The organism is Spirillospora sp. NPDC047418 (assembly GCF_040643275.1).
Lineage (GTDB): Bacteria > Actinomycetota > Actinomycetes > Streptosporangiales > Streptosporangiaceae > Spirillospora.
On record NZ_JBEYTW010000021.1, the window covers coordinates 17907 to 41502 of the forward strand.

General features: G+C 72.8%; 16 protein-coding genes. 11 read left to right on the top strand and 5 right to left on the bottom strand.

The genetic code is table 11. The annotated features are described in order from the left end of the window. Positions 1 to 118 precede the first annotated feature (118 nt). The 5 genes from ABZ806_RS15900 to ABZ806_RS15920 are packed head-to-tail and all read right to left on the bottom strand — an operon-like array spanning position 119 to position 5412. Complete coding sequence (locus ABZ806_RS15900; protein ID WP_500218017.1) at positions 119 to 1552, bottom strand: rhamnulokinase; 1434 nt, start codon at positions 1550 to 1552, stop codon at positions 119 to 121. After that, on the bottom strand, positions 1549 to 2169 hold the full coding sequence (locus ABZ806_RS15905) for a LutC/YkgG family protein (protein WP_500218018.1): 621 nt from the start codon (positions 2167 to 2169) through the stop codon (positions 1549 to 1551). Before ABZ806_RS15905 ends, ABZ806_RS15900 begins: the two co-directional genes overlap by 4 nt. Beyond that, complete coding sequence (locus tag ABZ806_RS15910; protein ID WP_500218019.1) at positions 2166 to 3638, bottom strand: LutB/LldF family L-lactate oxidation iron-sulfur protein; 1473 nt, start codon at positions 3636 to 3638, stop codon at positions 2166 to 2168. Before ABZ806_RS15910 ends, ABZ806_RS15905 begins: the two co-directional genes overlap by 4 nt. Then, positions 3635 to 4348 (bottom strand): (Fe-S)-binding protein, encoded by a 714-nt coding sequence (locus ABZ806_RS15915; RefSeq protein WP_500218020.1) that lies wholly within the window; start codon positions 4346 to 4348, stop codon positions 3635 to 3637. The genes ABZ806_RS15910 and ABZ806_RS15915 overlap by 4 nt, the downstream gene beginning before the upstream one ends. Then, entirely contained in the window at positions 4345 to 5412 is a 1068-nt protein-coding gene (locus ABZ806_RS15920) for a LacI family DNA-binding transcriptional regulator (RefSeq protein ID WP_500218021.1), read from the bottom strand. The genes ABZ806_RS15915 and ABZ806_RS15920 overlap by 4 nt, the downstream gene beginning before the upstream one ends. A 302-nt stretch (positions 5413 to 5714) precedes the next feature. On the opposite strand from ABZ806_RS15920, the gene ABZ806_RS15925 reads away from it, so the two are divergent. The 11 genes from ABZ806_RS15925 (at position 5715) to ABZ806_RS15975 (ending at position 23594) form a co-directional block, all read left to right on the top strand. Beyond that, positions 5715 to 7262: a sugar ABC transporter ATP-binding protein gene (locus ABZ806_RS15925; protein WP_500218022.1), complete on the top strand. Its 1548-nt coding sequence runs from the start codon at positions 5715 to 5717 to the stop codon at positions 7260 to 7262. Continuing rightward, complete coding sequence (locus ABZ806_RS15930; protein ID WP_500218023.1) at positions 7262 to 8353, top strand: ABC transporter permease; 1092 nt, start codon at positions 7262 to 7264, stop codon at positions 8351 to 8353. The genes ABZ806_RS15925 and ABZ806_RS15930 overlap by 1 nt, the downstream gene beginning before the upstream one ends. Further along, complete coding sequence (locus ABZ806_RS15935) at positions 8350 to 9345, top strand: ABC transporter permease (RefSeq protein ID WP_500218024.1); 996 nt, start codon at positions 8350 to 8352, stop codon at positions 9343 to 9345. Before ABZ806_RS15930 ends, ABZ806_RS15935 begins: the two co-directional genes overlap by 4 nt. Before the next feature lie 49 nt (positions 9346 to 9394). Continuing rightward, the gene (gene rhaS / locus ABZ806_RS15940; RefSeq protein WP_500218025.1) at positions 9395 to 10480 is read left to right on the top strand and encodes a rhamnose ABC transporter substrate-binding protein; all 1086 of its coding nucleotides are present in this window, start codon (positions 9395 to 9397) and stop codon (positions 10478 to 10480) included. Between the two features lie 4 nt (positions 10481 to 10484). Continuing rightward, positions 10485 to 10802, top strand: a complete 318-nt coding sequence (locus ABZ806_RS15945; protein ID WP_500218026.1) for an L-rhamnose mutarotase — start codon at positions 10485 to 10487, stop codon at positions 10800 to 10802. Between the two features lie 11 nt (positions 10803 to 10813). Next, a complete protein-coding gene (rhaI, locus tag ABZ806_RS15950) occupies positions 10814 to 11980 on the top strand; it encodes an L-rhamnose isomerase (protein WP_500218027.1) in 1167 nt (388 codons plus the stop codon). 23 nt (positions 11981 to 12003) lie between these two features. Further along, a complete protein-coding gene (locus ABZ806_RS15955) occupies positions 12004 to 14055 on the top strand; it encodes a bifunctional aldolase/short-chain dehydrogenase (protein WP_500218028.1) in 2052 nt (683 codons plus the stop codon). A gap of 136 nt (positions 14056 to 14191) precedes the next feature. Then, on the top strand, positions 14192 to 16723 hold the full coding sequence (locus tag ABZ806_RS15960; protein WP_500218029.1) for an alpha-L-rhamnosidase-related protein: 2532 nt from the start codon (positions 14192 to 14194) through the stop codon (positions 16721 to 16723). A gap of 9 nt (positions 16724 to 16732) precedes the next feature. Next, positions 16733 to 18943, top strand: coding sequence for an alpha-L-rhamnosidase C-terminal domain-containing protein (locus ABZ806_RS15965; protein WP_500218030.1), 2211 nt, complete (start codon positions 16733 to 16735; stop codon positions 18941 to 18943). 18 nt (positions 18944 to 18961) lie between these two features. Continuing rightward, the gene (locus ABZ806_RS15970; RefSeq protein WP_500218031.1) at positions 18962 to 20389 is read left to right on the top strand and encodes an arabinose isomerase; all 1428 of its coding nucleotides are present in this window, start codon (positions 18962 to 18964) and stop codon (positions 20387 to 20389) included. A gap of 10 nt (positions 20390 to 20399) precedes the next feature. Then, the gene (locus tag ABZ806_RS15975) at positions 20400 to 23594 is read left to right on the top strand and encodes a family 78 glycoside hydrolase catalytic domain (RefSeq protein WP_500218032.1); all 3195 of its coding nucleotides are present in this window, start codon (positions 20400 to 20402) and stop codon (positions 23592 to 23594) included. The last annotated feature ends 2 nt before the right edge of the window (positions 23595 to 23596 follow it).

A 23596-nucleotide genomic window follows, 5' to 3' on the forward strand; every position in this document is an offset into this window, starting at 1 on the left:
CCCCCCACCGGACGGCCTCCTCGTGACCGTATGTACATAGCTATGAACGGCCCTCGGGCGTCCCATGTCAACCTCGGGTGCGTAAACCGTCGCGGCGCCGTGACATCCGGAGGCCGGCTCAGGTTTCCAGGCCGAGGCGGAGCGCGGCCTCCCGCCACCGGGAGCCGTCGCCCGACGGGCTGTGGCGGCGGACGTGCTGGGTGGCGGCGACCAGGGCGCGGGCCTCGGCGAGGTCCCCGACGGCGCCGTGCGCGCGGGCCTGGGCCAGCACGTTGCCGAGGGCGGTCGCCTCGACCGGGCCCGCCAGGACCGGCAGGCCGGCGGCGTCGGCGGTCAGCCGGCACAGCAGGTCGTTGCGGCTGCCGCCGCCCACCAGGTGCACGACCTCGATGTCGACGCCGGACAGCGCCGCGGCCCGGCGCAGCGCGACGCGGTGCGCCAGGGCGAGGCTGTCCAGAACGCAGCGGACCGTCGCGGCGCGGCCGGCCGGCTCGGGGAACCCGCGGCGGCGGCAGTGCGCGGCGATGCGGGACGGCATGTCGCCGGGCGGGAGGAACTCCGGGTCGTCCGGATCGATCAGCGAGCGCAGGCCCGGGACCCGCCCGGCCTCGGAGAGCAGGGCGGGCAGGTCGGGGTTCCCCCAGGCCCGCAGGCACTCCTGGAGCAGCCACAGGCCCATCACGTTGCGCAGGTAGCGGACCGTCCCGTCGACTCCGCCCTCGTTGGTGAAGTTGGCCTCCCGGCTCGCCTCGGTCAGCACGGGGGCGTCCAGTTCGACGCCGACCAGCGACCAGGTGCCGCAGGAGATGTAGGCGAACCTGTCGGTCGTGGCGGGCACGGCGGCGACGGCGGACGCGGTGTCGTGGGAGCCCACGGCGGTGACGGTGAGGCCGCCGTGGCCGGTCTCGGCCGCGACGTCGGGGCGGAGCGCGCCGATCACCGACCCCGGCTCGCGCAGCGGCGGGAGGATCTTCGCGGGGAGGCCCAGGCGGTCCAGCAGTTCCCGCGACCAGGTGCCGTCGCGCACGTCCAGGAGGCCGGTGGTGGACGCGTTGGTGCGCTCCGCGCCGATCTCGCCGGTGAGCCAGTAGGCCAGCAGGTCGGGGATGAGCAGCAGCGTGCCCGCCCCGGACAGGTCGTCCGCCACGAGCTGGTAGATCGTGTTGAACGGCAGGAACTGCAGCCCGGACGCCCGGTAGAGGAGGTCGTCGCCCAGTTCGGCGCGGACGCGTTCCATCACGCCGCCGGTGCGGGCGTCGCGGTAGTGGACGGGGTTGCCGAGCAGCGCGCCGTTCGCGCCGAGCAGCCCGTAGTCGACCGCCCAGGAGTCGATCCCGGCCGACGCCAGCCCGGGCGGCGCGTCGCGCAGCCCGTCCAGGACGTTGCCGTAGAGGCCGAGGATGTCCCAGTGCAGGGTGCCGCCGACGCGGACGGGCCGGTTCGGGAACCGGCGGATCTCGTCCAGTTCGAGGACGCCGGGCCCGACGCGCCCGGCCATCACGCGGCCGCTGGACGCCCCCAGGTCGACGGCCGCGAACATCGCTTCGCTCATTGCAGGATCAGGACCTCCAGCGTGCGGGGGCCGTGCACGCCCTCCACGCGGGACAGCTCGATGTCGCTCGTCGCCGACGGCCCCGACACGAACGTCAGCGGGCGGGACGGGTCCAGCCGTTCGAGCGCCTCCGGCACGTCCGGCGCGACCTGCCCGGCGAGCACGACGATCAGGTGGTAGTCGGGCACGAGCGACAGGGCCCGCGGCCCCTGCGCGGCACCGTGGTCCAGGACGATCGTGCCGGTCTCCGCGATCGCGGCGGCGCAGCCGGTGACCGCGCCCGCCAGCCGGTCGAGGGACGCCACCGAGAAGTCGCGGACGAGCGGCGCGTCCGTCGCCGACGTCCACTCCGGAGGAAGATCGGCGGGAACGCCGTAGGAACCGGAGCGGGCCGACAATCGCTCGGCGACCGCCTGGGCCGCCGCCGCCGCGGGCACCCGCAGCACCGTCGCGCGGTAGTCGGCGACCCGCTCGGCGAACAGGTCCAGGACGCCGTCCTCGTGGTGGCGGCGCAGGTAGGACCGGTCGATCCGGTCGTAGGAGGCCGCGATCTCGGCGGCCGGGCGGGTGGGCACGATGCCCTCGACGCGGCGCAGGATCTCCTCGCGGGCGTTCACTCGCCGTCCTCCTCGCGGCCGCCGTCGGTGCGGGCCCACCAGGCGCGGAACGACTCCGGCGGCGGGGCGGGCGCGTCCCGCGTCTCGGTCCAGGCGCCCAGCGGCCCCGGCAGCCGCCGGATCCGGCCGCCGCGCGCCACGAGCCGGCGGCTCGCGGACGCGCCGCGCTGCGCGAGCGCGAGCCGGGTGGGGGAGCGCAGCGTCCACCCGGCCGCCGCCATCGCGACCCGTTCGAGGGGATGCCGCGGGCCCTTCTCCACCGCCCGCGCCCGCAGATGCACGAGCACCTCGGGGATGTCGATCGCGACCGGGCACGCCTCGAAGCACGCGCCGCACAGCGACGACGCGTAGGGGAGGGACGCGTCCACGTCCGACCCGATGCCCCTGATCTGCGGCGACAGGATCGCGCCGATCGGCCCCGGGTACGGCGACCCGTAGGCGTGGCCGCCCGCGCGCTGGTAGACCGGGCACACGTTCAGGCACGCCGAGCAGCGGATGCAGCGCAGCGCCTGCCGGCCCACCTCGTCGGCGAGGGTGTCCGTGCGGCCGTTGTCCAGCAGGACGAGGTGGAAGTCGCGCGGGCCGTCGCCGGGGGACACGCCCGTCCAGGCGGAGGTGTAGGGGTTCATCCGCTCGGCGGTGGACGAGCGGGGCAGCAGCTGCAGGAACACCTCCAGGTCCCGCCAGCTCGGCACGATCTTCTCCACGCCCATCACCGAGATCAGCGTCTCGGGGAGCGTCAGGCACATCCGGCCGTTGCCCTCCGACTCCAGGACGACGAGCGTGCCGGTGTCGGCGACCGCGAAGTTCACCCCCGACACCCCGACCTTCGCCGACAGGAACTTGGCGCGCAGGTGCCGCCGCGCCGCCTCCGCCAGCGCGGCGGGGGAGTCGGTCAGGTCCGCCGGGGCGTCCTCCATCGCGCGCAGGAAGATGTCGCGGATGTCGGACCGGTTCCGGTGGATGGCCGGGACGAGGATGTGCGACGGCCGGTCGTCGCCGAGCTGCACGATCAGCTCGGCGAGGTCGGTCTCGTAGGCGGTGATCCCCTCCTCGGCGAGGAACTCGTTGAGGCCGATCTCCTGCGTGGCCATCGACTTGACCTTGACGACCTCGGTCTCGCCGGTCGCCTTCACCAGATCGGCGACGATCCGGTTGGCCTCGGCGGCGTCCCGCGCCCAGTGCACCGTCCCGCCCGCCTCGGTGACCTTCTGCTCCAGCAGCCGCAGGTAGTGGCCGAGGTTGGCGAGGACGTGGTCCTTGATCTGCTTGCCCGCCTCGCGCAGCGCCGGCCAGTCGTCCAGCTCGGCGACCGCGGCGGCGCGCTTGGTGCGGATCGTGGTGGTCGCGTGCGCGAGGTTGCCGCGCAGCCGCGCGTCGGCCACGGCCTCCCGCGCCGCGTCCGGGAACGACGGCATCCCGACATAGGTGGGCATCGCGGAAGAGCCGGATGAGGCGGAAGGGGTCATGACGGGTCCTCCTCGGTCGACGCGAGGATCTCGGCCAGATGGAGCGTTCTTACCCCCGCGCGGGTGCGCGACAGCGCGCCGCCGATGTGCATCAGGCACGAGTTGTCGGCCGCGCACAGCACCTCGGCCCGCGTCTCCCGGACGGCGGTGACCTTGTCGGCGCACATCGCCGCCGACACCTCGGAGTTCTTCAGCGCGAACGTCCCGCCGAACCCGCAGCACTCGGCCGCGTCCGGCAGGTCGACCAGGTCGATGCCGCCGACGTCGCGCAGCAGCCGCAGCGGGCGGTCGCCGACGTGCAGCATCCGCAGCGAGTGGCAGGTCGGGTGGTAGGTGACGCGGTGCGGGAAGTGGGCGCCGACGTCGGTGACGCCGAGCACGTCCACCAGGAACTCCGACAGCTCGTGGACGCGGGAGGCGACCCCGGCGGTGCGCGGCGCCAGCCTCGGATGCCAGTCGCGGACCATCGCCGCGCAGGACGCCGACGGCGCCACGATCGCGTCGTAGGGCTCGAACGTCTCCGCGAACCCCTTCACCAGGCGCAGCGCCTCCCGCCGGTACCCGGTGTTGAGGTGCATCTGCCCGCAGCAGGTCTGCGACTCCGGGAACTCGACGTCGTGGCCGAGGCGCCGCAGCAGCCGCACCATCGCCCTGCCCGTCCCCGGGTACATCGTGTCGTTGACGCAGGTGAGGAACAGCGCGACCTTCATGGGGCGCCTCCGGACGCTGACCGGCTGGACTCGCGGACGACCAGCTCGGGCTGGAACATGACCTGCTGGTGGGCGTGCCCGCCCGCGGTGTCGCACTCCTCCAGCAGCAGCTCGGTCGCGATCCGGCCGAGCTGGTAGGTGGGCTGCCGCACCGAGCTGAGGGGGACGGCCGCGGCGGCGGAGAACTCGATGTCGTCGTACCCGATCAGCGCCACGTCAGTCGGCACCTTGATCCCGGCCTGCAGCAGCACGCGCAGCACGCCGAGCGCGAGCAGGTCGTTCGCGCAGAAGATCGCGTCCGGCAGCGGCGGGCCGGCCTCCAGCAGCCGCCGCGCCGCCTCCTGCCCCGACCGGGCGTTCATCGCGCCGACCGCGACCTCGCGCAGCGCGTCCCGGCCGAGCCCGGCCGCGCGCAGCGCCCGCAGCGCGCCCTTGCGGCGGTCGGCGCACTGCCGCAGCACCATCGGCCCGGTGACGAACGCCAGCGTGCGGGCCCCGCCGGCCAGCAGCTCGCCGGCCGCGAGCTCGCCGCCCGCGACATCGTCCACGGCGACCGAGCACTGGCTGGCGCGCGGCGTCGGATGGTCGAGCAGCACCACCGGGACGCCGCGCTCGCGCAGCCGGTCGCAGGCGTCGCTGTCGTCGCCGACCGGGGTCAGCAGCACGCCGCGGACCCGCTGCTCGGCGAACACCCGCAGGTTGCGCCGCTCCCGCTCGTCCGACTCGCCCGACGAGGACAGGATGACCGCGTAGCCGCGCTCGCTGGCGATGTCCTCCACGCCGCGCGCCACGTCGGTGAAGAAGGGGTTGGCGAGGTCCAGGACCATCAGCCCGATCGTGCTGCTGTGCCCGGCGCGCAGCGTGGACGCCGACCCGTTGCGGACGAACCCGAGCTCGCGGATCGCCTTCTCGACGCGCGCGCGGGTCGCCTCGGCCACCCGCTCGGGCCGGTTGAGCACGTTGGACACGGTGCCGGGCGAGACGCCGGCGTGCGCGGCGACCTGCTTGATGCCGACCGTCCTGCTCAGGTTGGCGGGGCGCCCGCTGTCGTCGTCTGCGCTCAATCGGTGTGCCCCCGGTCCGTCCGCCGCCTGTGTCGCCGCTCACTTTGGGTCATCGTATTAAAACGTGTCAACCCCAGAGCCGGACGCGAGGCGCCTCAAACCCGGCTGGCCGGTCCCGGCCGGGACGACTTCGAAAACCTCTCCGGCCCTTGCCTGCACGCGGTTTTCGTCGCGTGGCGCCGCGTCGGCGGGCAGGTTCCCTCTTGACGGGTGCTCCGGGTCACATCTAGCGTCCACCGCAACATCCAGTTAAAACGTTTTTCATCCACGGGTCACCGACGTCCCCCGCGAGGAAGGTCGCCATGAGCGCAGCCGGCCGGTCGGCACCGCCGACATTGGCGCTGGTCAACGTGAGCAAGTCGTTCGGCGCCGTGCGCGCCCTGCAGGGCGTCACGCTGGAGCTGCGCGCGGGCGAGGTGCACGCTCTCGCCGGCGAGAACGGCGCCGGCAAGTCCACGGTCGTAAAAACGTTCGCAGGCGTGCACCGTCCCGACGCGGGCGAGGTGCGGGTGGACGGCGAGCCGGCGGTCTTCGGCGGCCCCGCCGACGCGCAGGCCGCCGGCGTCGCGGTCATCTACCAGGAGCCCACGCTGTTCCCCGACCTGTCGGTCGCCGAGAACATCTTCATGGGCCGCCAGCCCCGCGCCCGTGGCCTGCTGACAGGTCTCGGCCGCATCGACCGCCGCACCATGCACGCCGAGACCGCGCGGCTCTTCCAGCGGCTCGGCGTCGCGCTCGACCCGCAGCAGCCCGCCCGCGGCCTGTCGATCGCCGACCAGCAGGTCGTCGAGATCGCCAAGGCCATCTCCCGGGACGCGCGGGTCCTCATCATGGACGAGCCCACCGCCGCGCTCACCGGCCAGGAGGTCGCCCGGCTGTTCGCGGTGACCCGCACGCTGCGCGAGCAGGGCTGCGCGGTGCTGTTCATCTCGCACCGCCTGGAGGAGATCTTCGAGCTGTGCCAGCGCGTCACCACGCTGCGCGACGGCACCTACATCGCCACCGACCGCGTCGCGGACATCACCCCCGACGACCTCGTCCGCCGGATGGTCGGCCGCGACCTCGACGCGCTCTACCCCAAGCAGGACGTGACGCCCGGCGAGGTCGCGCTGAAGGTGAGCCGGCTGACCCGCGAGGGCGCCTTCACCGACGTCTCCTTCGAGGTCCGCCGCGGCGAGATCGTCGCGCTGGCCGGGCTGGTCGGCGCCGGCCGCAGCGAGGTCGCCCGCGCGATCTTCGGGGTGGACCGCTGGGACGTCGGCGCCGTCGAGGTGCGGGGCCGCACGCTGGTCGCGGGCAGCCCCACCGCCGCGATGTCGGCCGGGCTGGCGCTCGTCCCCGAGGACCGCCGCCAGCAGGGCCTGGTCATGGACATGTCCATCGAGCGGAACATGGGCCTCACCCAGCTGAAGTCGCTGCGCCGCGCCACCGGCCGCGGCGGCCTCATCTCCCGGCGGGTGGAGCGCGACCGCGCCGCCGACTGGGGGCTGCGGCTCCGGCTCAAGTACGCCCGGCTCAGCGACGGCGTCGGCGTCCTGTCCGGCGGCAACCAGCAGAAGGTCGTGCTCGCCAAGTGGCTCGCCACCGAGCCCACCGTGCTGATCGTGGACGAGCCGACCCGCGGCATCGACGTCGGCACCAAGGCCGAGGTGCACCGGCTGCTGTCGGAGCTGGCCGCGCAGGACCTCGCGGTGCTGATGATCTCCTCCGACCTGCCGGAGGTGCTCGGCATGGCCGACCGCGTCCTGGTCATGCACGAGGGCCGGCTCACCGCCGAGATCGCCCGCGCCGACGCGACCGAGGAAACCGTGATGGCCGCCGCGACCGGCCGGGTGGGGAGGGCGGCCTGATGACCGTGCTTACCGAGAGCCCGGCGCGGCCGGGGGGTGCGGGCGGGCCGGGCGGCGGGGGGCGGCGGCTGGTCGAGGTGGTGCTGCGGGCCCGGGAGATGAGCATCCTCGGCGGCCTCGTCGTGCTCGTCGTCGGCACGACGATCGCGAACCCGCGGTTCCTGTCCGGGCAGGGCGTGGAGGACATCTTCCTCAACGCCTCGATCCTGGTGCTGCTCGCCGTCGGGCAGACGGTGGTCGTCGTCACCCGCAACATCGACCTGTCGGTCGGGTCCGTCGTCGGGCTCGTCGCGTTCAGCGCCGGCAAGTTCGCCGCCGACGGCGGCCACGGCGTCGTGCTCGTGCTGCTCTTCGGCGTCGCGATCGGGCTCGTGTGCGGGCTGCTCAACGGGCTGCTCGTCAGCTTCTGCCGGGTCCCGTCCCTGGTCGTCACGCTCGGCACCCTGTACGTGATCCAGGGGCTGGACTACCGCATCGCGCACGGCGACCAGATCGGCGCCGCCGAACTGCCGTCCTCGGTGCTGGCGCTCGGCAACGAGGGGATCCTCGGCGTCCCCTACCTGCCGATCATCACCGTGGCCGTGATGCTGGCGGTCGGCTACTACCTGCGCTCCTACTCGTCCGGGCGCGAGTTCTACGCGATCGGGTCCAGCCCGGAGGCGGCGCGCCTGGCCGGCGTGCCGATCCGCCGCCGCGTCCTCACCGCCTACCTGGTCAGCGGCGCGCTCGCCGGCCTCGCCGGGGTGCTGTGGCTCGGCCGGTTCGGCACCGTCGTCGCCGACGCCGCGCACGGCTGGGAGCTGACGGTCGTCGCCGCCGTCGTCGTCGGCGGCGTCGCCATCACCGGCGGCGTCGGGACGGTGTGGGGCGCGGCGCTCGGCGGCCTGCTGCTCACCACCATCGGCAGCGTGCTGGTGGTGCTGAAGGTCAACTCGTTCTGGCAGGACGCGATCACCGGCGTCCTGCTGCTGCTGGCCATCAGCGTCGACCGGCTGCTGGCGCTGCGCGTCACCCGGAGGCTGAGGCAGCGGTCGCTCGAATCGGCCGCGCACCGCGACGCCGCTCCGGACACGAAGGAGGGACGGTCATGAGCCGCCTCGGTGGGCTGATCCGGTGGGAGACCGCCGTCACCGCCCTGCTGATCGTGGTGTTCGCCGGCGGCGCCGGGTTCTCGCCCGACTTCGCGAGCAACGACAACCTGTCCTTCGCCCTCGACGACCTGTCGGAGATCGCGCTGATCGCGCTGCCGATGACGCTGCTGGTCGTGTGCGGGCAGGTGGACCTGTCGGTCGCCTCGATCCTCGGCCTGTGCAGCGCGCTGACCGGCAAGATGTGGGACGGCGGCATGGCCATCGAGACGATCATCCCGATCGTGCTCGTCGTCGGGATCGTCTGCGGCCTGGTGAACGGGCTGCTCGTGACGAAGCTCGGGCTGCCGTCACTCGCCGTGACGATCGGCACGATGACCCTCTACCGGGGGCTCGCGTACGTGACGCTCGGGACCGGGGCCGTGTCGGAGTTCCCGTCGGCCTACACCGACCTCGCCACCTCGTCCGTCCCGGGCACGCCGATCCCGTACCCGGTCGCGCTGTTCGCCGTGCTCGCCGTCGCCACCGGGATCGTCCTGCACGCCACCGGCATCGGGCGGTCGCTGTTCGCGATCGGCGCGCAGGAGGACGCCGCCTACTTCGCCGGCATCCGGGTCAAGCGCATCAAGCTGATCCTGTTCACGGTGTCCGGCCTGGTCGCCGGGTTCGCCGGGATCGTCTACACGCTCCGCTACGGCAGCGCCCGCGCCGACAACGGCCTCGGCCTGGAGCTCACCGTGATCGCGGCGGTGCTGCTCGGCGGCATCGACTTCGACGGCGGCAAGGGCACCCTCGGCGGCGTCATCGCGGCCGTGCTGCTCATCGGCCTGCTCCGCAACCTGCTGATGCTCAACGACGTCTCCACCGAGGTCCAGTCGATCGTCACCGGGCTGCTGCTCATCATCAGCGTCCTCACGCCGCGGCTGATCGCCGTGGCGCGCGAGACCCGAGGACGGCGGCGGGGCGCGAGACCCGCGACCCCCGCCGCGCCCTGACCCCGGATAACGCCCCCCGCCTCGTCCACCCCCATCCGAAAGGCAAGTGATGACCATTCGTCTGCGCGCCCCGCGCCGGCTGGCGGCCGTCGCCACGGCGAGCGTCCTGGCCCTCGGCCTGGCCGCCTGCGGCGGTACCACCAAGAACGACTCCGACTCCGGGGAGGCCAAGGCGGCCGGTGGCAACGCCACGGCGAATCCGAACGCGCCGCTGAAGAAGGGCCTGAAGCTGGCCTTCCTCCCCAAGCAGGTCAACAACCCCTACGAGACGATCGTGGACGACGCCGGCATCGCGGCGGCCAAGGAGTTCGGCGGGGAGGCCAAGGAGGTCGGCCCGTCCGACGCGTCCGCGTCCTCGCAGGTCTCCTACATCAACACGCTCATCCAGCAGCGGCACGACGCGATCCTCATCGCCGCGAACGACCCGAACGCGGTGTGCGGGCCGCTCAAGCAGGCGATGTCGAAGAACATCAAGATCGTCGCCTACGACTCCGACACCAACCCCGACTGCCGGGACGTGTTCATCAACCAGGCCAGCTCCGAGGAGATCGGCCGCAGCGAGGTCAAGCTGCTCGCCGAGCAGATCGGCCACGAGGGCGAGATCGCGATCCTGTCGGCGACGGCGAACGCCACGAACCAGAACACCTGGATCAAGTTCATGCAGGACGAGCTCAAGAAGCCCGAGTACGCGAAGATGAAGCTCGTCAAGATCGCCTACGGCGACGACGACGACCAGAAGTCGTTCCAGCAGACGCAGGGCCTCCTGCAGGCGTACCCGAACCTCAAGGGCATCATCTCGCCGACCACGGTCGGCATCGCCGCCGCGGCCCGCTACATCTCCGGCTCCAAGTACAAGGGCAAGGTCGTCCTGACCGGCCTCGGCACCCCGGACCAGATGCGCAAGTTCATCAAGAACGGCACCGTCGAGTCGTTCGAGCTGTGGGACCCGAAGAACCTCGGCTACCTGGCCGCCTACGCGGCGGCGGCGCTGTCGTCCGGCCAGATCACCGGCGCGCAGGGCGAGAAGTTCACCGCCGGCAAACTCGGCGAGCGCACGATCGGCGCCAACGGAGAGGTCATCCTCGGCCCGCCGACGGTCTTCGACGGCAAGAACATCGACGACTACCACTTCTGACCGCATGAAGCGTGTCTGCTTCCTTTTGAAGGTCAGGCAGGACCGCCTGGAGGAGTACAAGCTGCGCCACCAGGCGGTCTGGCCCGACATGCTGAGCGCCCTGCGCGACACCGGCTGGCACAACTACTCGCTGTTCCTGCGGGAGGACGGCCTCCTCGTCGGCTACCTGGAGACCGACGACTTCGAGGCAGCCCAGGCGGCGATGGCCCGCACCGGGGTCAACGCCCGGTGGCAGTCGGAGATGGCGCAGTACTTCGAGGATCTCGACGGCCGCCCCGACGAGGGGATGCGGCCGCTGACCGAGGTCTTCCACCTGGATTGAGAGAGGCAACCGTGAACGACACCAGCGCGGTGAAGGACGCCCTGCGCCGCCAGCAGATCGAGACTCCCTCGTGGGCGTACGGGAACTCGGGGACCCGGTTCAAGGTCTTCGCCCAGCGGGGCGTGCCGCGCACCCCGCAGGAGAAGATCGACGACGCCGCGCAGGTGCACCGCTTCACCGGCGTCGCGCCCAGCGTGGCCCTCCACATCCCCTGGGACAGGGTGGACGACTACGCCGCGCTGGCCGCGCACGCCGAGGAGCACGGGCTGCGGATCGGCGCGGTGAACACCAACGTGTTCCAGGACGACGACTACATGCTCGGCAGCGTCACCAACCCCGACGCCGCCGTCCGCCGCAAGGCCCTCGACCACCTGCTCGAAGCGGTCGACATCATGGACCAGACGGGGTCGCGCGACCTGAAGCTGTGGTTCTCCGACGGGACGAACTACCCCGGGCAGGACGACATCCGCGACCGCCAGGACCGGATGGCCGAGGCCCTCGCCGCCGTGTACGAGCGGCTCGGCGACGACCAGCGGTTCCTGCTGGAGTACAAGCTGTTCGAGCCCGCCTTCTACATGACCGACGTGCCGGACTGGGGCACCTCCTACGCCCACTGCCTCAAGCTCGGCCCGAAGGCGCAGGTCGTGGTGGACACCGGGCACCACGCGCCCGGCACCAACATCGAGTTCATCGTGGCCTTCCTGCTCCGCGAGGGGAAGCTCGGCGGGTTCGACTTCAACTCCCGCTTCTACGCCGACGACGACCTGATGGTGGGCGCCGCCGACCCGTTCCAGCTGTTCCGGATCATGTACGAGGTGGTGCGCGGCGGCGGCTACGACGCGGCGACCGGCGTGGCGTTCATGCTCGACCAGTGCCACAACGTCGAACCGAAGATCCAGGGCCAGATCCGCTCGGTGATGAACGTCCAGGAGGCCACCGCGAAGGCGCTGCTGGTGGACGCGGACGCGCTGCGCGCCGCGCAGCGGTCCGGTGACGTCCTCGAGGCGAACGCCGTGTTCATGGACGCCTACAACACCGACGTCCGCCCCCTGCTCGCCGAACTGCGCGAGGAGATGGGCCTGCACCCGGACCCGGTCGCCGCCTACAAGGCGTCCGGCTACTACGAGCGGGTGGCCGAGGAGCGCAAGGACGGCCAGGCCGCCGGCTGGGGCGCCTGACACACGTGAAGGAGACGGAACCGATGACGTCCACCCCGCGCGCGGTGGAGCAGCTGCTGGAACGCGCCAACACCCTCGGCTCGGACCCGCGCAACACCAACTACGCGGGCGGCAACGCGTCCGCGAAGGGCACGGTCACCGACCCCGTGACGGCCCGCGACGTCGAGCTGATGTGGGTGAAGGGCTCCGGCGGCGACCTCGGCACCCTCACCGAGAAGGGCCTGGCCGTGCTGCGGCTGGACCGGATGCGCGCCCTCGCCGGCGTCTACCCGGGCGTCGAGCGCGAGGACGAGATGGTCGCCGCGTTCGACTACTGCCTGCACGGCAAGGGCGGCGCGGCGCCGTCCATCGACACCGCCATGCACGGCCTGGTCGAGGCCGCGCACGTCGACCACCTGCACCCCGACTCCGGCATCGCGATCGCGACCGCCGCCGACGGGGCGGAGCTGACCCGGCGGATCTTCGGCGACCGGGTCGCGTGGGTGCCGTGGCGGCGCCCCGGCTTCCAGCTCGGCCTGGACATCGCCGCGATCAAGCGGGCGAACCCGCGGGCGATCGGGGTGGTCCTCGGCGGGCATGGCATCACCGCGTGGGGCGACACGAGCGAGGAGTGCGAGGCCAACTCGCTCGACATCATCCGCACCGCCGAGCAGTACATCGCCGAGCACGGCAAGGCCGATCCCTTCGGCGAGGTGATCCACCCCGCGCTGCCCGAGGAGGAGCGGCACGCCCGCGCCGCCGCGCTGTTCCCGCTGATCCGGGGGCTGGCGTCCACGGACCGGCCGCAGGTCGGGCACTACACCGACGGCGAGGCCGTCCTCGACTTCGTGTCCCGCGCCGAGCACCCGCGGCTCGCGGCGCTCGGCACGTCCTGCCCGGACCACTTCCTGCGCACCAAGGTCGCGCCGATGGTCCTGGACCTGCCGCCGGACGCCCCGCTCGACGACGCCAAGGCCCGCCTGCGTGAGCTCCACGCCGCTTACCGCGAGGAGTACGCGGCCTACTACGACCGGCACGCCACCGCCGGCTCCCCGGCGATGCGCGGCGCCGACCCGGCGATCGTCCTCGTGCCCGGCGTCGGCATGTTCTCCTTCGGCGCCAACAAGCAGACCGCGCGCGTCGCTGGCGAGTTCTACGTCAACGCGATCAACGTGATGCGCGGCGCGGAGGCGCTGTCGTCGTACGCGCCGATCGACGAGGCAGAGAAGTTCCGCATCGAGTACTGGGAGCTGGAGGAGGCCAAGCTCCGCCGGATGCCGAAGCCGAAGCCGCTCGCCACCCGGGTCGCGGTCGTCACCGGCGGCGGCTCGGGCATCGGCGCCGCCACCGCCCGCCGCCTCGCCGCCGAGGGTGCCTGCGTCGTCGTCGCCGACCGGGATCTGGGCGCCGCCGAGAAGGTCGCGGCCGAGATCGGCGCGAACGCCGCGCACCCCTCGGACACCGCGATCGCGGCCGGCGCCGACGTCACCTCCGAGGACGAGGTCGCCGCCGCCGTCCGGGCCGCGGTCCTGGCGTTCGGCGGCGTCGACCTCGTCGTCAACAACGCCGGCCTGTCGATCTCCAAGCCGCTGCTGGAGACGACCGCCGCCGACTGGGACCTGCAGCACGACGTCATGGCGCGCGGCTCGTTCCTGATGTCCCGCGAGACCGCGCGGGTGATGGTCGAGCAGGGGATGGGCGGCGACATCGTCTACATCGCGTCCAAGAACGGGGTGTTCGCCGGGCCGAACAACATCGCCTACGGCGCCACCAAAGCCGACCAGGCGCACCAGGTGCGGCTGCTGGCCGCCGAGCTCGGCGAGCACGGCATCCGCGTCAACGGCGTCAACCCCGACGGGGTGGTGCGCGGCTCCGGCATCTTCGCCGGCGGCTGGGGCGCCAAGCGCGCCGCCGTCTACGGGGTGGAGGAGGAGAAGCTCGGCGAGTTCTACGCCCAGCGGACGCTGCTGAAGCGCGAGGTGCTGCCCGAGCACGTCGCCGCCGCCGTCTTCGCCCTCACCGGCGGGGACCTGACCCACACCACCGGACTGCACATCCCCGTGGACGCCGGCGTCGCCGCCGCCTTCCTGCGCTGACCACCGCTAGCAAGGGCCGGCCGGCGGCCCGGACCAGACCGCCGCGGTGCTGACATCACCGCGGCGGCACCACCCGTCCGTGCCACCGGCCGTCCCGTCGGGCCCGCTCTACCAAGAGGAACCCGGAAGGATAACGATGTCACCAGCGAAAAGGTTCGCCCGTTCCCGCGTATCCGTCATCACCTCCCTGAGCCTGGGCGCCGCCGCCCTCGTCGCGGTCCCGTCCGGCGCCGCAGCCGCGGCCCCCCGCGACCCCTTGGGGCTCCCGTCCCTGTCCAGCGCCGACCGCTACATCCTCGCCCCCTCCAGCCGCACGGTCCGCCCCGTGAAGGCGGCGGAGTCGTCCGGGCTGAACGCCGACTATGTGACCGCCGCGTCCGGGACCTCGGAGACAGAGGGCCACGACCTGGACGCCGGATCGTCCACGACCGCCAAGGCCGACGGCGTCATGACCCGCCAGACGGGCGGCGAGGCGGGAGCGGGCTTCGGCTACCGCATGCGCGTCGCGCCCGGACACGGCCCCGTCACGCTCCGGGTGGAGGAGGCGGGCAGCGCCACCGCCCACTACGAGGTGCTGGTGAACGGCGAGGTCGTCCACGAGCGCAAGCCCGACCCCGCGCAGGCGGGCGTGTGGAGCGGCGACAAGGCCGGCCTCGTCCACTACGACGTCGCCGTGCCGGCGCGACTCGTCCGGTCCGCCGACGACATCAGGGTCACCTTCCGCAACACCGCGAAGCCGGGGCCGGGCGCCCGCATCCACGCCGTCTGGACGGTGCACAAGAGCGGCCGTGCCCCGGCGGCGCCCTACGGCGGGACGGTCCAGAACCCGTCCGGGGCCTTCCGCCACGGCGGCACCACGCTCACGTCCAACGAGTACGGCCGCCCCTACGTCGTCTACGACTTCGGCAAGGAGGTCGGCGGGCAGATCCAGGTCACGGCCGACGTCCGCAAGGGAACGCCCAGGCTCGGCCTGGCGTTCAGCGAGAGCGCGCAGTACCTCACAACCGCGTCCGACTACAGCCAGGACCCGGTCGGCCTCGCCACCGAGACCCACTACCTCGACACCGAGACCGGACGCTCGGCCATGACCGACCCGGTGATCCGGGGCGGGTTCCGCTACCTCATGGTGTTCCTGGACGGCCCCGGCGAGGTGAAGCTGTCCGACCTGCGGCTGAAGTTCACCGCCGACCCCGCCAACCCCGACCTGGACGGCTACAAGGGCGCGTTCCTGTCCAGCGACGACACCCTGAACCGGCTCTGGTACGCGGGCGCCTACACGGTGCAGATGTCGACGATCGACCCGACGACCGGGCGCCCCTACCCCGGCAAGGAGGGACCGGTCCGCAACGACGCCATCGTCGGCGAGGGCGACAGCATCATCAGCGACGGCGCCAAGCGCGACCGGATGATCTGGGGCGGCGACAACGCCGTCGCCGACGCCGTGTCGTACCTGACCACCGGGCAGTCGGCGCCGTCCGCCAACGCCGTCGCCTTCATGGCGAAGGGGCAGGCGGCCAACGGCCAGATCCCCGGGCTCTACCTGACCGACGCGCTCGGCTACAACATGAACTGGGGCGAGTACGCGGCCTGGTGGGTCCACAACTACTGGACGCACTACCTCTACACCGGCGACCAGAAGTTCCTCGGCGCGTGGTACGACGCGATGAAGAGGAACGTCGCCTGGCTGGAGTCCAACGCGGGCGACGACGGGCTCCTCACCATGAAGGGCGCGGGAGGGACCTGGGGCTACGGCAACGACGCCGGCGGCACCTACATCTCGTCCCTGTACGTCAAGGTGCTCGGGGAGGCGGCGCAGGCCGCCGAGGCCAAGGGCGAGCCCGAACTCGCCGAGACGTACCGCGCGCACGCGGCCCGCACCGCCAAGGCGGTCAACGACCACCTCTGGGACCCGGCCGCGGGCGCCTACAAGGTCAGCGGGTCCGACGGCAGCCACCCGCAGGACGGCAACGCCATGGCGGTCGTGGCGGGCGTCGCCACCGGTGACCGCGCCGCGGCGGTGCTGGAGTTCTTCGGCGACGGCCTCGCCAACCCGCACGGCGACCTGACCGTCGACAGGCCCGGTGGCGTCGTCCCGCAGTACATCAGCCCGTTCGTGTCCTCCCAGTCGCTGCTCGCGCACTCCGCCGAGCAGGACATGGCGGGCGCGATGTCGCTGCTGCGCCGCACCTGGTACCCGATGCTCGGCAGGACGCAGCCCGGCACGCTCTGGGAGAACGTCAGCCCGGCGGGCGCGCCGCAGCTCGGCGCGTACACGAGCCTGTCGCACGGGTGGGCCGCCGCGCCGACCTCGTTCCTGACGAACCAGGTCCTCGGCGTCGCACCGACGTCGGGCGGCTTCGGGACGTTCACCGTCCTGCCGCACCCGGCGAGCGGGCTGCGCTGGGCCGAGGGACGCGTCCCGACACCGCGCGGCGACATCACCGCCGCGTGGAAGCGGCACGGCGGGACGTTCACGCTCCGCGTCGCCGCGCCCGCCGGCTCCACCGCCACCGGAGGAGTCCCCGCGCAGGGCGCGTCCGAGGTCCGCGTCAACGGGAAGGTCGTCTGGCGCGACGGCCGCTCGGTGAAACCGGGCGTCACCGTCCGCGACGGCCTCGTGCAAGTCCCCGGACTGACCGGTACCTCCATTCTGACCGCCTCCCGCTGACCTGGAGTGATGATGGTTCCCCCCAAGACCGTCCGCCGTTCCGCCGTCCGCGCCGCCGTGGCCGCCGCCCTCACGATCACCAGCACCGCCTCGCTCGCACTGCCCGCCCTCGCCGCGCCGCACCCGAAGGGGCCCTGGCAGGACGCCTCCTACACCCCGCGCCCCGGGCAGTGGCGGCCCTACGTCCTCGCCCCGTCCGGCCGTGACGTCAAGCCCGTCACCGTGTTCAGGGCCGACCCCCGGCAGGGGGCCATCGAGGGCTCCCCGGAAGGGGCGCTGAAGAAGGGCGGGGCGTCGGTCCGGCTCACCGGCGCCGCCGAGCGGGCGGGCTCACCGCTGCTGATCGTCGACTTCGGCAAGGAGGTCGCCGGGCACCTGAAGGTCCGCGTGAAGGACGCGTCCGGGAGCCCGAAGCTGCGCGCCTGCTTCTCCGAATCAGTGCAGTACATGGCGCTGACCCCGGACGCCAACGGCGGCCAGGGCAAGATCGCGCCGGGCTGCGACACCGCCAACATCTGGAACGGCTTCCCCGGCCGGCCCTACACCGAGGACACCGACAGCCACGCCCTCCCGCTGGACGGCGTGAAGCTCCCCGGAACCGTCCGCGACGGGGTGCTGCGCGGCGGGTTCCGCTACGCGACCCTATTCCTCGACGGCCCCGGCAGCGTCGACGTCGACGCCGTCTCGCTGGACTTCACCGCCGCGCCCGACCAGCGCGACCTGGACGGCTACCGCGGCCACTTCCTGTCCAGCGACAACCTGCTCAACAAGGTCTGGTACGCGGGCGCCTACACCGTGCAGATCAACACCGGCGCGCCCGACACCGCGAAGAAGTGGCCGTACGTGCCGGGCGAGGGCGACCACGCCGACAGCGCGGTCCCGCACGCCGACCCGGAGACGTCCGTCATCTACGACGGAGGCAAGCGCGACCGGATCGTCTGGCAGGGCGACCTCGCCGTCCAGGCACCCGTCGTCTACGTCAGCACCTACGACATGGGCGCGGTCGACAACTCGCTGTCGTCGCTCGCCGCCCAGCAGCTCCCCGACGGCTACGTGCCCGCCGCCAGCCTCGTCGGCCAGCACAACCAGAACGAGCTGCGCACCTACGGCGAGTACGTGACCTGGTTCGTGACCGACATGTACGACCACTGGTGGTACACCGGCGACCGCGCCTACCTCGACAAGTGGTGGCCGCAGCTCACCAAGGCGACCGCCTGGCTGGAGTCGGTGCGCGCCGGGGACGACAAGGGCCTGATCGCGTTCCAGGAGTCGGGCTCGTGCGGCCACTACGGCTACTCCGACTGCGGCCACGAGACCTACGTCAACGCCCTGTACGCCCGCAACCTGCAGCAGATGTCGGCGATGGCGAAGGCGCGCGGCGACGCGTCCGCCGCGCGGACCTACGCCGCCCGGTCCGCCGAGGTGAAGAAGGCCGTCAACGACCAGCTGTGGGACGAGGAGGCCGGCGCCTACCGGCTGTCCCGCGAGATCCCCGGCGCCTATCCGCAGGACGGCAACGTCACCGCCGTCCTCACCGGCATCGCGCAGGGCGACCGCGCCGAGCGGGCGCTGGCCTACCTGCGCGCCAACAACTGGACGGGCATCGGGTCGCTCACGGTCTCGCAGTCCACCCCGAACGCGAGCCTCCCGCCGTTCTACGCGCCGCTGCCGAGCGGGTTCGAGGCCGACGCGCGGCTGGAGACCGGCGACGCGGCCGGCCTGCAGCTGATCCGCGACTACTGGGGCCACCAGCTACGGCAGGACCCGGGCTCCACGTTCTGGGAGCACATGCAGCCGGACGGCACCCCCAACCTGAAGCAGTTCTCCAGCCTCGCGCACGGCTGGGCGGCGCAGCCGACCGTCACGCTCAGCTCGAAGGTCCTCGGCGTGCGGCCCGCCGCGCCCGGATACGCGTCCTGGGCCGTGGTGCCGTTCACCGGGGACCTGGCCTGGGCCGAGGGCACCGTGCCGACCCCGCGCGGCGACATCGCGGCGTCCTGGCGCAGGACCGGGCACGGCTTCCGGCTGGAGGTCACCGCGCCGCGCGGCACGAAGGGCCGGCTGGCCGTCCCGGTCGACCGGTCCACCCGCCGCGTCACCTTCGACGGCCGGACGGTCTGGGCCGGCGGCAGGGCGACCGCGCGCGGCGTGTCCAGCGACGGCAGATACGTCTACGTGGACGGGGCGCCCGCCGGGCGCCACACCCTCACGGCCCGCTAGCCCGAGAGAAGGAGAGGCATGGCAGACACCACAGCGCCGCCCGTGAAGGTCGGCCTCGTCGCCGGGGGGCTCGGCGCGTACTGGCCGCAGTTCCCCGACCTGCTGCCGCAGCTGAAGCGGTCCGCCGAGCGCGTCTCCGCGCGGATGCGCGGCCTCGGCGCCGACGTCGTCGACGCCGGCTTCGTCTCCGACGCGCAGGAGGGCGCGGCGGCCGCCGAGCGGCTCCGCGCCGCCGGCTGCGACATCATCGTCGGCTTCCTCACCACCTACATGACCGCGTCGATGCTGGTCCCGGTCGCCCAGCGGGCGGACGCGCCGGTGCTGCTGATCAACCTGCAGCCGACCGAGTCGATGGACCACGCCACGTTCGACACCGGGCAGTGGCTCGCCTACTGCGGCGCCTGCCCGCTGCCGGAGATGGCCAACGCGTTCGAGCGCTGCGGCGTCCCGTTCCGGTCCGTCTCCGGCTACCTGGAGGACGAGCGGGCCTGGGCGAAGATCGGCCGCTGGGTCCGCGCCGCCGGGGTCCGGGCCGCGCTGCGCCGGGGCCGGCACGGCCTGATGGGCCACCTCTATCCCGGCATGCTGGACGTCTCCACCGACCTCACCCTCGTCAGCGCCAACTTCGGCGGGCACGTCGAGGTACTGGAGTTCGACGACCTGCGCGTCCGGGTCGAGAAGGTCACCGACGCCGAGACGGCCGCGAAGAAGGCCGAGGCGGAGGAGATCTTCGAGCTGGACGCGTCCGTCGTCGACGACGACCTCACCTGGGCGGCCCGCGTCGCGGTCGGGCTCGACCGGCTCGCCGAGGACTTCGGGCTGGACAGCCTCGCCTACTACCACCGCGGCCTGGACGGCGAGGTCCACGAGCGGCTCGGCGCCGGGATGATCCTCGGCGCCTCGCTGCTCACCGCCCGCGGCGTGCCCGCCGCGGGCGAGTACGAGCTGCGCACGTCCCTCGCCATGCTGATCGCCGACCGGCTCGGCGCGGGCGGCTCCTTCACCGAGCTGCAGGCCCTCGACTTCCACCGCGGCCACGTCGAGATGGGCCACGACGGGCCCGCCCACCTGGCGATCAGCGCCCGCCGCCCGCTGCTGCGCGGCCTCGGCGTCTACCACGGCAAGCGCGGCTACGGCGTGTCGGTGGAGTTCGACGTCAAGCACGGCCCGGTCACCGCGTTCGGGATCGTCCAGCGCCGCGACGGCCGCTTCGCGCTCGTCGCGTCCGAGGGCGAGACCGTCGACGGCCCGCTGCTGCGGATCGGCAACACCACGTCCCGCGTCGACTTCGGCTGCGACCCCGGCGAGTGGGTCGACGCCTGGTCGGCCACCGGCATCTCCCACCACTGGGCCCTCGGCACCGGCCACCTGACCGCCGACCTGAAGGCCCTCGCCGACCTCCTGGAGACCGACCTCGTCCACGTAGACCCCGCGAACCACGGCTGAGGAGCCTGCGATGAACGAGTTGTCCAGAAGAAGGTTCGTGCAGGCCGGCGGCGTCGCCGCGGCGGCGGTCACGGCGAGCGGCGCGATCGCGCTCCCCGCGTCGGCGGCGCCCGCCCCGGGACGGGCCCGGACGCTGCGTCCCGCCGACCCGCGAGTCGGCCACCTGCCGTCGCCGCTCGGGATCGACGCGGCGAAGCCGACGCTGAGCTGGCGGTTCGCGGCCGGGCCGCGCAACGCCGTCCAGTCCGCCTACCAGGTGCGGGCCGCGACCTCGGACGCGCGCCTGGCCCGCCCGGACCTGTGGGACTCCGGCAAGGTCGGCGGCGCCGCCGTGTCCGCCGTGTACGCCGGACGGGCGCTGAAGTCCCGCGAGCGGGCGTCATGGCAGGTCCGGGTGTGGGACGGGCACGGCCGCGCGTCCGCGTGGAGCGAGCCGTCCCACTTCGAGATGGGCCTGCTGGCCGCCGCCGACTGGACGGCCCAGTGGATCGGCAACGAGGCGTGGTCCGCCGAACCCGCGCCGGAGCCGGCGGCGATCACGTTCCCGGCCCGGTCGGCCCGCTACGTCCGGCTGGACGTGACGCGGCTCGGCCTGCCGATCAAGGAGGGCTGGCCGTACAAGGTGTCGCGGCTCCAGCTCGCCGAGATCCAGGTGCTGGACGGGGAGTCCGGCGCGAACGCGGCGTCCGGCGCGCCCGTGACGGCGTCCGAGAGCTACACGGTCGGCGGCCAGTGGGAACCGAAGGCCGTCACCGACGGATCGCTCACCAGCGACACCGCCCCCTTCGGCTACACCAGCATGGAACGGCAGGACCAGGACCTCGCCGAGCCCATCTGGATCCAGCTCGACCTCGGCGGGGAGAAGCGGTTCGACCGCGTCCTGCTCTACCCGCGCACGGACGTGACGACCGACGACGGCAGGACGGCCAACTTCCCCGAGGACTTCACCGTCCAGACGTCCGCCGACGGCGAGACGTTCGACACCGCCGCCACCGTCGAAGGGCAGGAGGCGCCCCCGCCGCTGCACCGGCAGCCCGAAGCGCTCCCCGTCTTCCAACGCGAGTTCGAGGTGGGCAGGCGCGTCCGCACGGCCCGCCTCTACGCGACGGCCCTCGGCGTCCTGGACATCACGGTGAACGGGCGCCCGGTCAGCGACGCCGTCCTCGAACCGCCCTACAGCGCGTACAAGGAGCGGCTCGTCTACTCCACCTACGACGTGACCGGGCTGCTCCATCGCGGCGGCAACCGCGTGCAGGTGGAGCTCGGCACCGGCATGGCGCACGTGCCGCCCACGCCCGGCCGCTACGAGAAGCTGACCCGGTCGGACGGCAAGCCCGTGTTCCTCGGCCAGCTCGAGATCACCTACACCGACGGGTCACGCGAGGTCATCGCGTCGGACGCGTCCTGGCGCACCGCCCTCGGCGCGACGACGTTCACGAACTGGTACGGCGGCGAGGACCACGACGCGCGCCGCACCCCGAAGGACTGGTCGGACGCGGTTAAGGTCGCCGCGCCGACGGCCCGGCTCGCCGCACGGACCGCGCCGCCGATCGTCCCGGTGGGCACCTTCCGCACCAAGAAGATCACGCAGCCGAAGGACGGCGTCCACGTCGTCGACCTCGGCACCAACTTCGCGGGCTGGCCGCAGCTGCGGGTCAGCGGACCGGCCGGGACGAAGGTCACGATGCGTCCCGGCGAGCTGCTCAACGACGACGGGACCGTCAGCCAGCACACCACCGGCTCGCCCATCTGGGACACCTACACCCTGTCCGGCCGGGGCACCGAGACGTGGCATCCGCGGTTCGTCTACCACGGCTTCCGCTACCTGCAGCTCGAAGGGCTGCCGTCCGCGCCGGACGAGGGCACGGTCACCGGGATCGTGCTGCGCGCGGGCAACGCGAAGGCGGGCTCGTTCACCAGCTCGCACAGCCTCCTCAACGACATCCACCGGATCATCGACCGGGCCGTGCAGAGCAACATGTACTCGGTCCTCACCGACTGCCCGCACCGCGAGAAGCTCGGCTGGCTGGAGCAGGCCAACCTGGTGTTCCCCGCCGTCGCCCGCAACTACGACGTCGCCGCCTACTACGGCGCGATCGTCCGCGACATCGCCGAGGCCCAGACGGCGGACGGTCTCGTCCCCGACATCGCGCCCGAGTTCACGGTGTTCTCCGGCGGGTTCAGGGACGACCCCAACTGGGGCAACGTCATCGTCTTCGCGCCCTGGCAGATGTACCGCGCCTACGGCGACACGGCCACGCTCCGCGCCTACTACCCGAACATGGTGCGCTACGTCGACTACCTGTCCGGCAAGGCGGACGGGCATCTGCTCGACTACGGCCTGGGCGACTGGATCACCTTCGACAACAGCACTCCCAAGGGCGTCACCGCCACGTTCGGCTACCACCGAGCCGTGTCCGCCCTCGCCCGCATCGCGAAGGTCATCGGCAAGGACGCCGACGCCGCCGGGTACGAGGCGCTCGCGGGGCAGATCGGGTCGGCGTTCAACGCCGAATACGCGACCGGCGACACCTACGGCTCCGGCAGCCAGGCCTGCGACGCGCTCGCGCTCGACATGGGCGTCGTCCCGGACGGCAGGAAGGACGCCGTCCTCGCGCACCTCGTGAACGGCATCAAGGCCAAGGGCTACCACCTCACCGTCGGTGAGATCGCGCTGCCGTCGGTGTTCCACGTCCTGTCGGCGGCCGGACGCGACGACGTCATCCACGCGTTCGCGACGCAGACCGGCAACCCCAGCTACGGCTACCAGGTCGTGCACGGCGCGACCTCGCTGACCGAGAACTGGGACGGGCCCACCTCCGGGAACTCGCAGAACCACTTCATGCTCGGCGCCATCGACGAGTGGTTCCACGCGGGGCTCGCCGGCCTCGGGCAGACCGACGACTCGATCGCCTACGAGACGCTGCTCGTCCGGCCGGCCGTGGTCGGCGACGTCACCCGCGCCGCCGCCGCCTACGAGACGCCGCGCGGGCACGCCGCGGCGTCCTGGCGCCGCACCGGCAGGAGGCTCCGACTGGACGTCACCGTCCCGCCCGGCACCACGGCGCGCGTGGAGTTCCCAGTATCGGGCGGCGCCGCCAGGCCCAGGGCGCCCCGGGACGCCCGCTGGATCGGCATGGCGAACGGCCGCGCCGTCTTCGAGATCGGTTCCGGCGACTGGACGTTCGGCGGGAGCCCCTCGTGAGC